General features: G+C 59.7%; 11 protein-coding genes. 2 read left to right on the plus strand and 9 right to left on the minus strand.

Going from position 1 to position 13,212, the window contains the following annotated elements; all coding sequences use genetic code 11:
- Nucleotides 1–45: 45 nt before the first annotated feature.
- From I2I05_RS19420 to I2I05_RS19460, 9 genes are all read right to left on the minus strand, one after another.
- Nucleotides 46–585 carry an LptE family protein gene (locus tag I2I05_RS19420; protein ID WP_230688437.1) on the minus strand — a complete coding sequence of 180 codons (540 nt, stop codon included), beginning with the start codon at nt 583–585 and terminating at the stop codon, nt 46–48.
- A complete protein-coding gene (locus I2I05_RS19425) occupies nt 566–1,858 on the minus strand; it encodes a sigma-54 interaction domain-containing protein (RefSeq protein WP_196283921.1) in 1,293 nt (430 codons plus the stop codon). The genes I2I05_RS19420 and I2I05_RS19425 overlap by 20 nt, the downstream gene beginning before the upstream one ends.
- 55 nt (nt 1,859–1,913) lie before the next feature.
- Entirely contained in the window at nt 1,914–3,350 is a 1,437-nt protein-coding gene (miaB, locus tag I2I05_RS19430; RefSeq protein WP_196283922.1) for a tRNA (N6-isopentenyl adenosine(37)-C2)-methylthiotransferase MiaB, read from the minus strand.
- A gap of 130 nt (nt 3,351–3,480) precedes the next feature.
- Nucleotides 3,481–4,782 (minus strand): anthranilate synthase component I family protein, encoded by a 1,302-nt coding sequence (locus I2I05_RS19435; RefSeq protein WP_196283923.1) that lies wholly within the window; start codon nt 4,780–4,782, stop codon nt 3,481–3,483.
- A gap of 55 nt (nt 4,783–4,837) precedes the next feature.
- Nucleotides 4,838–6,340, minus strand: coding sequence for a tetratricopeptide repeat protein (locus tag I2I05_RS19440; RefSeq protein ID WP_196283924.1), 1,503 nt, complete (start codon nt 6,338–6,340; stop codon nt 4,838–4,840).
- Nucleotides 6,341–6,527: 187 nt separating this feature from the next.
- A complete protein-coding gene (locus I2I05_RS19445; protein WP_196283925.1) occupies nt 6,528–7,289 on the minus strand; it encodes a zinc ribbon domain-containing protein in 762 nt (253 codons plus the stop codon).
- Nucleotides 7,279–8,400, minus strand: coding sequence for a Nif3-like dinuclear metal center hexameric protein (locus tag I2I05_RS19450; protein ID WP_196283926.1), 1,122 nt, complete (start codon nt 8,398–8,400; stop codon nt 7,279–7,281). Before I2I05_RS19450 ends, I2I05_RS19445 begins: the two co-directional genes overlap by 11 nt.
- Nucleotides 8,401–8,478: 78 nt before the next feature.
- The gene (locus I2I05_RS19455) at nt 8,479–9,165 is read right to left on the minus strand and encodes a uracil-DNA glycosylase family protein (RefSeq protein ID WP_196283927.1); all 687 of its coding nucleotides are present in this window, start codon (nt 9,163–9,165) and stop codon (nt 8,479–8,481) included.
- Nucleotides 9,166–9,212: 47 nt separating this feature from the next.
- Nucleotides 9,213–9,902, minus strand: coding sequence for a DUF6992 family protein (locus I2I05_RS19460; RefSeq protein WP_196283928.1), 690 nt, complete (start codon nt 9,900–9,902; stop codon nt 9,213–9,215).
- A gap of 116 nt (nt 9,903–10,018) precedes the next feature.
- On the opposite strand from I2I05_RS19460, the gene lpxK reads away from it, so the two are divergent.
- Nucleotides 10,019–11,113: a tetraacyldisaccharide 4'-kinase gene (gene lpxK, locus I2I05_RS19465; RefSeq protein ID WP_196283929.1), complete on the plus strand. Its 1,095-nt coding sequence runs from the start codon at nt 10,019–10,021 to the stop codon at nt 11,111–11,113.
- Nucleotides 11,114–11,195: 82 nt separating this feature from the next.
- Nucleotides 11,196–13,202, plus strand: a complete 2,007-nt coding sequence (locus tag I2I05_RS19470) for a putative porin (protein WP_196283930.1) — start codon at nt 11,196–11,198, stop codon at nt 13,200–13,202.
- Nucleotides 13,203–13,212: the final 10 nt, after the last annotated feature.

The following is a 13,212-nucleotide window of genomic DNA, read 5'->3' on the forward strand; positions in this document are numbered from 1 at the left end:
ATTTCGGTCGAAGCTCGTCTTGGCCTCGCCCAACGGCTTCGGGATTTACCAGTTAGCCACCGATTTATTAAAAATATCGGTGATGATTTTGGTGGTGGTGGTACGCACGGCGTTGGGGTCGCTGTTGATGGTGGCAATATTCCGGCTGGCCGGAAAGTCATCGAAATTCTGAAATACCTGCTCGAAGCTTTGCTTGTCGTCTTTGGTATTGGTGAACCGGATGCGGACCTGAATGGTGAGGCGGTTGGAACCCGCCTGGTCTACCCCGTCCACTTGCTGAATGGAAGCGGGGGCAAAGTCAAACGCCACGATGTTGCCGTCAAACTGCAGGTCGCCATCGCGCGGCACAATCTGCAGGTTAGTGTTTTGCTGAAAATAATCTTTCAGGTCTTCAGTGAAGCGCTGAGTGAGGTAAGCCGGCCCCTGGGGCGTGTTGTTTTGGATGGTGGCGATGGAAATGGTGCGCACCGCCGGGTCGATGTTGGTGCCGCTGAACGAGTAGATGCCGCAGCCGCTAAGCCCCGCCAGCAAACCAATGGCAAGCAGCTGAAAGCGGATGGCTCGTTTACACTTGCTCCAGGTCATACTGCTTCAGTTTACGGTACAGCGTGCGTTCCGAAATTCCCAAATCGTGGGCGGCGTACTTGCGCTTGTTGTTGTGTTTTTTCAACGCCTTGAGAATCATTTCCCGCTCTTTCACGTCCAGGGAAAGGGTTTCCTCTTCGGTTTCGTGCGGAATGTCTTCCACGGGCGTTTCTTCGTCATAGTCCGTTTCGGGCTCGTTGTTGTACGACTTGGGCGCCGCCGGCAGGAAGTATTCGGAAGATTGTCCGGCTTCAAACGGACCGGCCGGCGCGGTATTGTTGAAGAGGTGGCTGTTTTGACGTAATAGCTCCTGTGCCTCGTGGGGCCGTTGGCCGGTGGCAAGCTCCAGCACCATTTTCTTGAGGTCCGTCATGTCGCGGCGCATGTCGAACAGGATTTTGTAGAGCAGGTCCCGCTCCGAATAGCCGGCCGTGGCGCCGTCGGAAGCACCCTGCCCCAGCAGCATGGGCAGGCGGTTGGCTTGGTCCTGCGGCAGGTAAGGAGCCAGCCGCCGGGCGTCGAGTTCCCGTTCGGTTTCCAGCACGGATATCTGTTCGGCGATGTTCTTGAGCTGGCGGATGTTGCCGGGAAAGCGGAACCGCGTAAGCGCCTGCACCGCATCGGGCAGCAGGGTAATGGGGCGGCTGCGGTAGCGCTCCGCCGAATCAGAAGCAAACTTGCGGAACAACAAGTAAATATCCTCGCCGCGCTCGCGCAGCGGCGGCACCGTGATGGGCACCGTGTTCAGCCGGTAATACAAGTCTTCGCGGAAGGTTCCGGCCTGCACACGGTCGAGCAGGTTCACGTTGGTGGCGGCCACCACGCGCACATCGGTCTTCTGCACTTTCGAAGACCCTACGCGAATAAACTCGCCATTTTCCAGCACGCGCAGCAGGCGGGCCTGGGTGCCGAGCGGCATCTCGCCGATTTCGTCCAGGAAAATGGTGCCGCCGTTGGTTACCTCGAAGTAGCCCTTGCGCGCTTCATTGGCCCCAGTGAAAGAGCCTTTCTCGTGGCCAAACAATTCCGAATCAATCGTGCCTTCGGGAATGGCGCCGCAGTTGATGGCAATGAATTGCCCGTGCTTGCGCGGCGACAAGGCGTGGATAATCTTGGAAAAGGATTCCTTGCCCGACCCGCTCTCGCCGGTGATGAGCACCGTCATGTCAGTCGGCGCGACTTGCGCGGCCACCTGAATGGCGTAGTTCAGCGCCGGCGCGTTGCCGATGATGCCGAACCGGAGCTTGATGGATTGAATTTCTTGAGTGGTCAAGGCTACAGGCAGTTCGTGGAGAAGGAGAAAGAAGATGGATAGCTGAACTAGCGCTTTAAATCGCCTCGCCCAGCATCGTGCTAGCCGAAGCGCTGTGCACTAAGACATCCACGTAGTCGCCTTTCTTGAAGTTTTGCTTTGGGAAGATGACAACTTGGTTTTGGCTGTTGCGCCCGCTCAAGTGCTCTTTTGAGCGTTTGGAGAAATTCTCGGCCAGTACCCGGTGCACGCGGCCTACGCCGCGCTGGTTGCGCTCGGCGCTGTGAATTTGCTGCAAATCGATTATTTCCTGCAGGCGGCGCTTTTTGGTTTCCAGTGGAATGTCGTCGGTTAGCTTGCGGGCGGCCAGCGTGCCGGGGCGCTCCGAGTAAAAGAACATGTAGGCCATGTCGTAGCGCACGTAGTTCATCAGGCTCATGGTGTCCTGGTGCTCCTCCTCGGTCTCGGAGCAGAAGCCCGATATCATGTCGGAGCTGATGGCGCAATCGTCGCCCAGAATGCGGCGGATGGCCTGCACCCGCTCCTCGTACCAAGGCCGGTCGTAGGTGCGGTTCATGAGGGCCAGCACGCGCGAGTTGCCGCTCTGAGCGGGCAGGTGGATGAATTTGCAGATGTTTTCGTGGCGCGCCATGGTGTGCAGCACCTCGTCGGTGATGTCCTTGGGGTGCGAAGTGGAGAAGCGCACGCGCAGCTCGGGGCTGATGAGGGCCACGCGCTCCAGCAGTTGGGCGAAGTTGACGTGCTCGGTGCCGTCGGCGCTGGCCCACTTGTAGGAGTCCACGTTCTGGCCCAGCAGGGTCACTTCCTTGTAGCCGGCGGCCACCAGGTCGCGGGCTTCGCGCTCGATGCTGTGGGCATCGCGGCTGCGCTCACGGCCGCGGGTGAAGGGCACCACGCAGAACGAGCACATGTTGTCGCAGCCGCGCATGATGCTGATGAAGGCCGAAACGCCGTTGGAATTCAGGCGCACCGGCGTGATGTCGGCGTAGGTTTCTTCGCGGCTCAGTAGCACGTTCACGCCTTTCTGGCCGCCATCAACCTGGCTGATTAGCTGGGGCAAATCCCGGTAGGCATCGGGACCCACTACGAGGTCTACAATTTTCTCTTCCTCCAGAAACTTGCTTTTCAGGCGCTCGGCCATGCAGCCGAGCACGCCCACCAGCAGGCCGGGGTTGCGTTTTTTGTGCGAGTTAATTTGCGACAGGCGCATGCGCACAGTTTGCTCAGCCTTCTCGCGGATGGAGCAGGTATTGAGCAGCACCAAGTCGGCGCTGGCGAGGTCGTCGGTGGTATCAAACCCTTCGTCGAACAGGATGCTCGACACGATTTCCGAGTCCGAGAAATTCATCTGGCAGCCGTAGCTCTCGATGTAGAGCTTGCGCTGCCGGCCCGTGCGGGTAGCGGCCGTTACGCGCACTTCGCCGCTGGGCGTAGCCTCGGCAGCCGGCGCTTCTTTATCTAAAAAATCTAGGGTTAACAGAGCTTGGGACATAATTATAGCGCGTTTCGGCGGAATGCAAAGATACAGCGGTCAAGGGTAAAATGACAGAATGGCAGAGTTGATTTAACGAGCAAAAGCAATGTTATGCTTCGACTGCGTTCAGCATGACGCGCTTGGTCTTCTACTCACCGACAAGAGTACCAAGCACTTCCAGCAAGGCTTTGGCTTTCAGCAAGCATTCGTCGTATTCTCGCTCAGGGTCTGAATCGAAGGTGATTGCGGAGCCCACCTCGAAGCTGAGGTAGCCGGTGTCCTGCCGGTACTGAAGTGAGCGAATGACGACGTTAAAATCAAACTCGCCATTAGGCCAGATATAACCAATGCTGCCGCTGTAGAGCCCACGCCGGGTAGCCTCGTAGTGCTCGATGAGCTGCATGGCCCGGATTTTTGGCGCCCCGGTCATCGAGCCCATCGGAAAGGTAGCGTGCAGGATATCCGTCAAATCCGCACCGGGGCGCAGCTTGGCGGAAACGGTCGAAATCATTTGCCAGAGGTGGCGAAACGGGTAGAGGCCAAAGAGTTCGGGGACGCGCACGGTGCCTGTTTGGGCTACGCGGGCGAGGTCGTTGCGCACCAGGTCCACAATCATCAGGTTCTCGGCGCGTTCTTTTTCGTCGTGGAGCAAGGTGTGGCGCTGGCGCTCGTCGTCGGCCGGGTCCGTGCCCCGACGAATGGTGCCTTTGATGGGCTGCGAAAGTAGCTCGCTGCCCTGGTGCGACAGGAACCGCTCCGGGGAAGCGCACAGCAAGAAATGGTCGTGCCAGCGAATGAAGCCCGCGAAGGGAGCGGGCGAGGCTTCCATTAGCCGCCAAAACACATCAACCGGGGCCAGCGCAACGTTTTCGGCGTAGAATTCCTGGCACAGATTCAACTCGTACACTTCCCCGTTGAGAATGTCTTCGCGAATAGCCGTCACGGCGGCCAGATACTCGACTTTGGGCAGGCGCGGGCGCAGGGCGGGCAGCTGTGGGGCGGGCAGGGCAGGTAGCGGCTGTTGCAGAATCTGAGCGAGCACATCGTCGGTTTGCCCGTGAATTTCTACCACGTCCGCGCGCCAGCAAAGCCAGGTTTGGGGAGTGAAAAAATGCAGCTGAGGCCAGCGAAAGCCATCGAAATTTTCGCTCGAAAGCGCCTCTATCTCATTTTTGAGGTCATACGTAACGAACCCGCAGCGCGGAGCCGTCAAATCTACATTGTCCGATTCGCGCAGCTCAGCCAGCGAATTGCTGGCCAAAGCCCCTGCCGCTGCCACCGCCAAAATGCGGGTGAAGGGGCCGTTGGGATACTCCAGCCCGTTGGGTTCGAAGTAGGCGCAGTGCGGGAAATTGGCCGCCCAGCTTAGCGCCCGCGCCCGAAAATCGGCGGGCAGGTCCGCCAACAGAACCGATGAGCTGGGAAGGGAATGGGAGGAGGTAGATACCATTGAAAGAACTTGGCTCGAAAACGCGCACTACTAACAAAATAGCGCCGCGAGGTTCTTATTTCAGCTCCCGCAGCGCCAGCGCGGCCTTGGCGTCGGTGCTATTTTTGTACTCGTGCCACGGGTAGTTCAGGGCTTTCTGAAAATAGATGCGCGCCTGCGCTTTATTTCCAGCCTGCTGGGCCAAGTAGCCTTGCTGCAAGGCAGCCTGCGGCGCATAGTAATAAGGAGCTCTAGGGCCCGCCACGGTGAGCGTCCGCTCAAAATAAAACCACGCCGAATCGAGCTGCCCCAGCCCTTGGAAGGCCCGGGCGCGGCGGTACGGTTCCTCAATCAGGTCGCGCCACAGCGTGCCGGGCGTGGGGTGGAAGCGGCGGAGCGTGGTTAGGGCCTGCCGGTTGTAGCCGCCGTCGATTTGCAGCCGGGCCTTGGTGAGCACCGGATGCAGCGCCTGGGCCTCGTGGTAGTAGTGCTGGGCGTAGTTGTCTTCCTCCACATCGGTCGGGCCGGGTCGATTGATGTGCTCCCGGTAGCGCGCTACCGTTGCGGCGGGCTGCCCGCCCAGCCACGCCGCCAGGTAAAGCTTAAAGGCAGCGTCTTTGCGATAGTGCAGGCCTTTGTATTCCCGCAGAAAAGTCAGGTTCTCGCGCTCCGACGCAGCATAGTCGCCCCGGTAGAGCAGCAAGTCCGCGGCCATATGGTGCAAATACGGCACCGCCAGGTAGCCCGTGCCCGTGGGGCGGCCGCGATAGGCCGCCAGCGCCTCTTCGCCCAAGTGCTGGCGCTTGTTCACGCTCATGAGCAGATAGGCAAAGAGCAAATTACTGGGCTGCTCAGCGGCTAGCCGCTCCATCAGGCGCAACCCTTCTTCGGGTTTTTTGTAATAGCCTTCCCGAATCAGCGTCAGGTAAATCTGGCTTTCGGTTTGAAATTCGCTCGGCCGGGCCGCGGCCCAGGCCAGGTTTCTCAACCCCGCATCCACGTTGGCCGACAAGCCCAGCAGGCGCAAAAGCCAGTGGTAACCCGCCGGCAAAGAACCCACGGCAAACTCGCAAACGCCCAAGGTTTTGCGAGCCGGTGCAAACGCAGGGTAACGTTTCACTACCTCCTGCATCTGATGATAGCCGCTCCGCAAGTGGTACCCGCCTGCCACCAGATGCTTGAACAGGAGTTGACTCAGGCCCAGGTGAAGGGTGATTTCGGCCCGGGCGTAGTCGCGCATTGCACTTGCCGGGGCCCGCTCCAAGACCTCCAGATGCGTCTCCTGGGAACTCACGAGGGACTCGTACCGACTGGCATCCTGGGTTACGATGAGTTCCACAAAATCGGCGCAGTTGGCCACCAGCAGGGGCGCCGGAGCCGAGGGCGTAGCAAGCAACTCCTGGCGCAACAGTTCCCGCGCCGGCTCCAACCGAAGCTTAAACACCTCGGCGTAAGCGCGGCGACTATTTGGTGTCAGCTGCGGCGCGGGAGGTGCGACACCGGTTAGCGGCGGCTGTTGCGCAGCACTGGCTGGCGGTGCCGAAAGTGGTGCTGAAAACGCGGAGACTAGCAGTGCCATAGCCACCCACAGCAGGGCAGGGTGCCCTAGCCTAGCCGGCTGGGTGCGCACTTTATTGTATAAATCGAGAAAAAGGGTCGCCAGCGACGTCATTAGGCACTTAACAAAAAAAGGAACGACACCCGGCCGTTCCTTTTTTACGATTTTAATCAGCAAGCCAGCTTTTGAGATTGGCTACAAGCTCTGCTTACACGGCGCGGGCTTCCACGTCGGCCAGAATCCGGCCGCAGTGCTCGCACACGATGATTTTCTTGTGGGAAATGATGTCGGCCTGGCGCTGCGGGGGTACCGTGTTGAAGCAGCCGCCGCAGGCATCGCGCCGCACCAGCACCACGGCCAAGCCGTTGCGCACGTTGCCGCGGATGCGGGTGTAGGCCGTCAGCAGGCGGTCTTCCACCGGCTTGGTGGCTTCCTCGCGCTGTATCATGATGGCGCGCTCTTCTTCTTCATTTTCGGAAACGATGGTTTCCAACTCGCCTTTCTTGTTGTCGAGGTCTTTGCGACGCTCCTCCAATTTCGACTTCGTACCGCTGATTTCAGCGTTTTTTACGTCAATCTGGTACTGCGACTCTTTGATTTTCTTGTCGGCAATCTGGATTTCCAAACGCTGCAATTCAATTTCCTTGGCAATGGCTTCGAACTCGCGGTTGTTGCGGACGTTCTGCTGCTGCTCGTCGTACTTTTTGATGAGCGACTCGGCGTCTTTGCTGGCCTGCTTGCGGCTCTTGATGAAGTCGTTCAGGCCCTGAATTTCTTCGTCAAATTTCTTTACCCGCACTTCGTAGCCAGCAATTTCGTCTTCCAAATCCCGGACTTCTTCGGGCAAATCGCCGCGCACGCGCCGGATTTCATCGAGCTGCGAGTCAAGCTGCTGCAGGGTGAGCAGGGCTTCGAGCTTGGCGGCTACGGGAACGTCGGCAGGAGCGACGGCGGCACTTTTAGCAGTCATATTGAACGGGGTTCGTAGGGGTTTCAGCGATTAAGACCGCAAAAGTACGTCCAAATCCGGCCGTTAGCAAATCTCTGAATACCTCGCCGGTGAACTGTTCGCTCTCGAAATGACCCACGTCGCACAGCATCAAGCGGCCTTCGGCGCCAAAAAACTCGTGGTATTTCACGTCGCCCGTGACGTAGGCATCGGCTCCGGCCGCTCGCGCCGCGCCAATGAGAAAGGCACCCGCCCCGCCGCAAATGGCCACCGTGCGGATTGGCTTGTCGAAAGGCGTGTGGCGCACCACCGGCACCAGCAGCTGCGCTTTGAGCATGGCGCGGAAAGCGGCCGGGGCCATTGCCGTCGGCAGCTCGCCCACCATGCCGGCACCTATATCCGTTTGCGTATTTTCGAGCTTAATCAGCTCATAGGCCACTTCCTCATAAGGGTGCGCTTCCCGCAGGGCCCGCAGCACGGCCGCTTGGCGATGCAGAGGCAGCAGTACTTCCAAGCGCAATTCGGGCAGGGACGTGGGCTGCTGCGGGGTGCCAATGTGGGGCGCCGTGCCAGTGCCGGGCGTAAATGTACCAGTGCCGGCCACCTGAAAGCTGCAGTCTGCATACTGGCCCACCTGGCCGGCTCCGGCGGCATACAGGGCGCGCAACACGTGGCCCGCCAGGTCAGTCTGCTGGTCTTCGGGCCGGTGCGGCACGTAGGTGATAAGGCGGGCCAACGTTCCGCTTTGGGGCGCTAAAATCCGGGTTTTCGTGAGGCCGAGCTTCTGGGCGAGCTTGTCGTTCACGCCGCCGCGAACATTGTCGAGGTTGGTGTGGGCCGCGTAAATGGCCACGTCATTTTTCAGCGCCGCAATGATGGTTTGCTCCACTTCATTGGCTCCGGTGAGGCGCTTGAGGGGCCGAAAAATGACCGGATGATGGCACACCACCACGTTGCAACCGCGCTTCAGCGCCTCGGCCACCACGGCCGGGGTGCAATCGAGCGCAATAAGAACGCCTGTTATTTCAGCTGTGGGGTCGCCGCATTGCAGGCCTGCATTGTCGTAGCTTTCCTGGTAGGCGAGGGGGGCGGCGGCCTCCAGCAGGCGCGAAAGGTCTTGAACGGTGGGCATAGGCACTAATGAATATCAAGGGGCAAATAACCGGCTTCCGGCACGAACATGCCTGTGGAATGGTTGGGCCGCCTATTATTACTGGATAATAAGCGAGCCAAGCTCGGCTACATAGTGGGCCACATTGGCTTCTAATTCGCGACGGCGGTACTGCATGAGGTAGCGGGGATGGTCGAGAACGACAACGTAGTCGAATAAGCCCAGTTCCTCATTAAGGCGGTGCAGGAAGGTGCCGTTGCGCTTGCCCAGGCTCACGGCTACATCCGTTCGCAGTCCCAATTCCTGCACCTGTTGGCGCAACGAAAGGCGCATGTCTGGCCAAAGGGCCTCGGTGAGGGCCGGAGAGTCGTAATAATTGTAGTTCAAGCCGGCACGCAGCAAGACCAACGGATATATCGAACCCAGGTAAAAATGCTGGTAAAATTCCTCGGCTCCCCCAAGGGCCGCAATTACTTGGTAAACAAATTGGGTCGAAAGCTCTGGCCGCTGCGGGGGCAATTCATGGTTGATGCCGCACCAGGCGCGCAAAGCCGCGGGGTCGGTAAAAGCGACTCCGGTGCGGCCCATTCCCAGGCGGCCGGGGTTGATGCCCAACACGGCCACCCGCGGCCGGTTATCGGCGTAGAATCGATGGCCAAATTGCCGGAATAATTCCTGCACTTCCACCTCACGAAACGGGCTGTGCGCCACCACCTCCTTTGGCAAGTGCTTGGGCAGGGGAAATTCAGTGAGGAACCGAAACAGGCGGGCAGCGAAATCAGACATAGGTAAACCGCGAACAGACGTTGAAAACGCCTTCGATAAAACGATATTTATTCGCTACTAACACGTGTGGAATGGTCCGAACGTGTCCGTTCATTCAACGGAATCGAGACGGCAAAGCTGCCTGGTCCCAGGTTGATTCGGCCTAATAAGGGAAACAACCCGCGGCCGTGCCGGTGGTGTGCGGCGAACTGAAAGGCATCGAAAAGCAAGAGTACACTGCCTTGCAGCAGCAGCGACTGGCCGTACCCACGCCAGCGGTCCGTAGAACCGGAGGCGGTTGGGTTGCGGCTTTTTTCCAGCAGATAAAGCCCGGTGGTGAGGTAAGCCACATCCAGTCCCGCGTTGAAGAGGTACAAATTCTCGGTGCGGAGCTGGTGGCGCACGGTGCCGGTCCGGTCGGTGACGGGCAAGCGCTTGGCTCGCCGGGCCGCGAGGTAGCTCGCCCCCGCCAGAGCAAGGTTGATGGCCCCCCAGCCACTATTCATTTGATGGAAATAACGGGCTGACCCATCCGTTTGCCCGGTGGCGATGCCGCTGACCAGCAAATTGGTCACGGCCCAACTACCCAAAACGGCCATGCCGCGTTGGTCGAGGCGAGTGCGCTCCGCATTAAACGTTGCCAAGGGCGTGGCAACCAGCGGAACGGCTTGTGACAACGAATCGACGACGGTTTGGGCCAATGCGCGCGGGTGGTTGAACATACCGAGCAGGCAAATAAGCAAGAACAGCAAGCGCATGGGAGCAGCGGGGTAACGGTGATGACGGTGGCAAGCAACCGCTTCGTGGCCGCTTTGTGTAGCTGGCCCGCCGGGGGCCGTACTTTTACGGCTCTGGTTTGGTGCCTAGCTCGCGTATGCAGTCCGTTTTGGCTTTTCTGTTGTTGCCTTTTTCCTGGCTTTACGCGGCCGTCATGGCCGTTCGCAACTGGCTGTACGACGCGGGCTGGCGGAAATCGGAAACCTTTGCCGTGCCGCTGATAAACGTGGGCAACCTGCGCGTGGGCGGCACCGGCAAGACGCCCCACGTAACGTGGCTCCTCGAAGAGCTGCTGCGCCAGGGGCATCGGCCAGCCGTCTTGAGCCGGGGCTACGGCCGCCGCACCACCGGCCCGCGCCTGGCCACCGCCGCCGACTCGGCCGCCACGGTGGGCGACGAGCCGTGGCAATACTACCAGCACTTTTCGGCGCACCGCGTGCCCGTGGCCGTGGCCGAGAAGCGCGGGCTTGGCGTGCGGTTGTTGCAGCAAACCCATCCGGAAGTATCCGTCATCGTGCTCGACGATGCGTACCAGCACCGCGCCGTTCGGCCCACGCTCAATGTGCTGCTCACGGAGCTGGCGCGCCCGTTCTATCAAGACCATGTGCTGCCCGCGGGGCGTCTGCGCGAGCGCCGGAGCGGCGCCCGCCGTGCCGATGTCATCATCGTGACCAAGTGCCCGCTCGACCTGTCGGTGGAAGCCAAAGCCGCTGTTGAGCAGCGCATTAGGGCCTACTGCCGGCCTGCCGTGCCAGTACTTTTTTCGTCCTATGAATACGGGGCGCCCCAGCCGTTGCCTCACGTTGCCGAAGGCGTTTCGCCGCTACTCCCAAGCGATACGCTGGCCAAGCCACCGGCCCGTCCGGCCGTGCTGCTCACGGGGATTGCGCAGCCGGGCCCGCTGCGCGATTACCTCGAAAGCCAGGGCTATTTCATTCAGTATCATGCCGTTTTGCCGGACCATCATGTATTCCAGCCCGCTGATTTAACAGCCTTGCGGGCGCATTGGCAGCCGGGGTGGCCTATTTTTACCACCGAGAAGGATGCAACTCGCCTGCTTGCCCCCGTGCTCGCGGCGGCGCTGGCCGGGTTGCCGTTCTATACCATTCCGGTGCGGGTGGCGTTTCGGGGCGGCGATGACGCGGTGCTGCGCCAGCTGCTGTCCGGGGTGCTGGCGGCCAGAAGAAACTGATTTTAACTTTTGACTTAGTTGGATTTCATTTGTGAATTCCGGCGTATTCGGTACCTGTTTGAAGGCGAAGCAACGAGAATTTTTGGAAGCATGGCCGCTGCGGTGGTGCTTAGTGGGACTATTCCTGCTGCTGGCTGGCGGGGGGCGCTATGCCCAGGCGCAGGTGCTCGACGATTCGACCCGGGTAATTTACGGCCCCAAAACCACGCGGATTATTTACGAGGCCGATGTCCTGCGCGATTCCACATCGGGCACCCCGCTCGATACCACGCTCACGCGCTGGCCACAGGCCCGGTTCTGGCTCTACGACACCACTTTTCAGCAGGACTTGGGCGCCGTGGGCACCGCGTCGCGGCCGTTGCTCTACCAGCCCAGCCTGCAACTGGGGGCGCGGTTTGGCCGCAACGTTTTCGACCGGTACGCCCGCGACGCCACCAAGGTCCCGTATTACGATTCCCGGTCGCCGTACTCCTTTTTTCGGCTGGTTCAATCCGGTTCTGGTGAGCAGGTTTTCGAAATCAGCTACAGCCGCAGCCTGAAGAAAAACTTCAGCGTGGGCGTGGCCTACGAACGAATTGCGTCGAATAAAATTCTGGCTTCCAGGTCTCCCCGCGACGGCTTGGTGGAGCATTCCAACCTGTTGTTCTTTAGCCGCTACCAAACCGAGGACGAGCGGTACCATTTGCTTTTCAATTTCAGCAACGTGCGGCATCGGGCCATCGAGCAGGGCGGCATTTGGCCCGTGATTACCACCACGCGCCTGCCCAGCAACCTCGATAGCCTCGGTGGCCAAACCCGGCCCGACGACCTGTTCAACTACGGCCGGGAGCGAGTGTACCTCACCCAGGCGGCCAACAAAGAAGACCGCGACGAGCTGTACTTCACGCAGACGTACCGTTTGCTCGGTCGCGGCCTCACTGTCTACCACACCTTCGATGCCAAGCGCCAGTACAACAGCTATTCGGACCTGGAGCTAAACGCCGACGGCACCGGCAATTTCCGGTTTTACCCCGCCAATCTTGTGCGCAATACCCGGGCTACCATCGACCGAGCCGAGTACCGCCAAGTCGAAAATACCGTGGGCCTGCTGGGCCGTACCAATGCCGTGGAATACCGCCTCTACGCCCGCGACCGGCTGGCTTCGCTCAGCAGCCGGCGGCTCGATTCTACGTCGCAGGTCAGCGGATTGCCGCTCATCACCGGAGCGCCCACGCGCAATTTCAACGAGGTTTTCTTTGGGGGGACGGCGGCCTTCAACTACCGCACTATTTACGCTGTGGAAGCGGCCGGGGAACTGCATGCTTTTTCCTTGGGCAGCCCTTACACCAACTACCCGGAATACTGGCTGAAGGCCGTGGTGCGCACCGGCCCACTGTCGGCCGAGGCCATGCGTAGCTCCGCTTCGCCTACGCTGACGCAGCAGGAATTCGTTGGCAATCACTACGAATGGCACCATCTGCCCGGCAGCAGCAGCGAGTTTCGCAACACCGGCACCACTCAGCTGACTGGCCGCATTCGCCTGAAAATTCCTGACCTGGGCCGGCTGACCGGGCAGCGTTTTGAAGCCAGCGTCAGCGGCGTCAACATCGTGGATTTGGTGTACTACAACACCGCCGGAGTGCCCGAGCAAATCGACGTGGCGCGCAACCTGCTCATCGTCACGGCCCGGCACAAGGTGGGCGTGGGCCGGGTAAATTTCGACAACCAAGCCACCTACACCAAAGGCGGCGACGTGGACGGCCTGAGAATTCCGGCGCTGGTGACTAACTCGCGGGTTTACTACGAAAGTTACATTTTCCGAAAAGCGCTGCTCAGCCAGGTAGGCGCGGAGCTGTACTACCAATCGCGCTTTCGCGCCTTCGATTACAGCCCGAGCACGCAGCAATTTTACCAGCAGAATACCTTCACCATCCGCAACTACCCGGTGGTAAATGTTTTCTTTTCGGCTGATATCAAATCAGTGACCGTATTCCTGAAAGCCGCGTACGTCAACCAGGGAATTATGGGCGATGGCTATTTCACCACCCCGTATTACACGGGGTATCCGCGGCGTTTTCAATTAGGATTGAGGTGGGATTTCTTTAATTAATAAGTGGCAG

It is taken from the genome of Hymenobacter jeongseonensis (assembly GCF_015694725.1).
Classification (GTDB): Bacteria; Bacteroidota; Bacteroidia; order Cytophagales; family Hymenobacteraceae; genus Hymenobacter; species Hymenobacter jeongseonensis.

Excerpts from the sequence above, each read along its gene's own strand:
- I2I05_RS19435 (WP_196283923.1), bottom strand. The coding sequence starts at position 4,782 with ATGGTATCTACCTCCTCCCATTCCCTTCCCAGCTCATCGGTTCTGTTG.
- I2I05_RS19455 (WP_196283927.1), bottom strand. The coding sequence starts at position 9,165 with ATGTCTGATTTCGCTGCCCGCCTGTTTCGGTTCCTCACTGAATTTCCC.
- I2I05_RS19440 (WP_196283924.1), bottom strand. The coding sequence starts at position 6,340 with ATGGCACTGCTAGTCTCCGCGTTTTCAGCACCACTTTCGGCACCGCCA.
- lpxK (WP_196283929.1), top strand. The coding sequence starts at position 10,019 with ATGCAGTCCGTTTTGGCTTTTCTGTTGTTGCCTTTTTCCTGGCTTTAC.
- I2I05_RS19460 (WP_196283928.1), bottom strand. The coding sequence starts at position 9,902 with ATGCGCTTGCTGTTCTTGCTTATTTGCCTGCTCGGTATGTTCAACCAC.
- I2I05_RS19420 (WP_230688437.1), bottom strand. The coding sequence starts at position 585 with ATGACCTGGAGCAAGTGTAAACGAGCCATCCGCTTTCAGCTGCTTGCC.
- miaB (WP_196283922.1), bottom strand. The coding sequence starts at position 3,350 with ATGTCCCAAGCTCTGTTAACCCTAGATTTTTTAGATAAAGAAGCGCCG.
- I2I05_RS19450 (WP_196283926.1), bottom strand. The coding sequence starts at position 8,400 with ATGCCCACCGTTCAAGACCTTTCGCGCCTGCTGGAGGCCGCCGCCCCC.
- I2I05_RS19445 (WP_196283925.1), bottom strand. The coding sequence starts at position 7,289 with ATGACTGCTAAAAGTGCCGCCGTCGCTCCTGCCGACGTTCCCGTAGCC.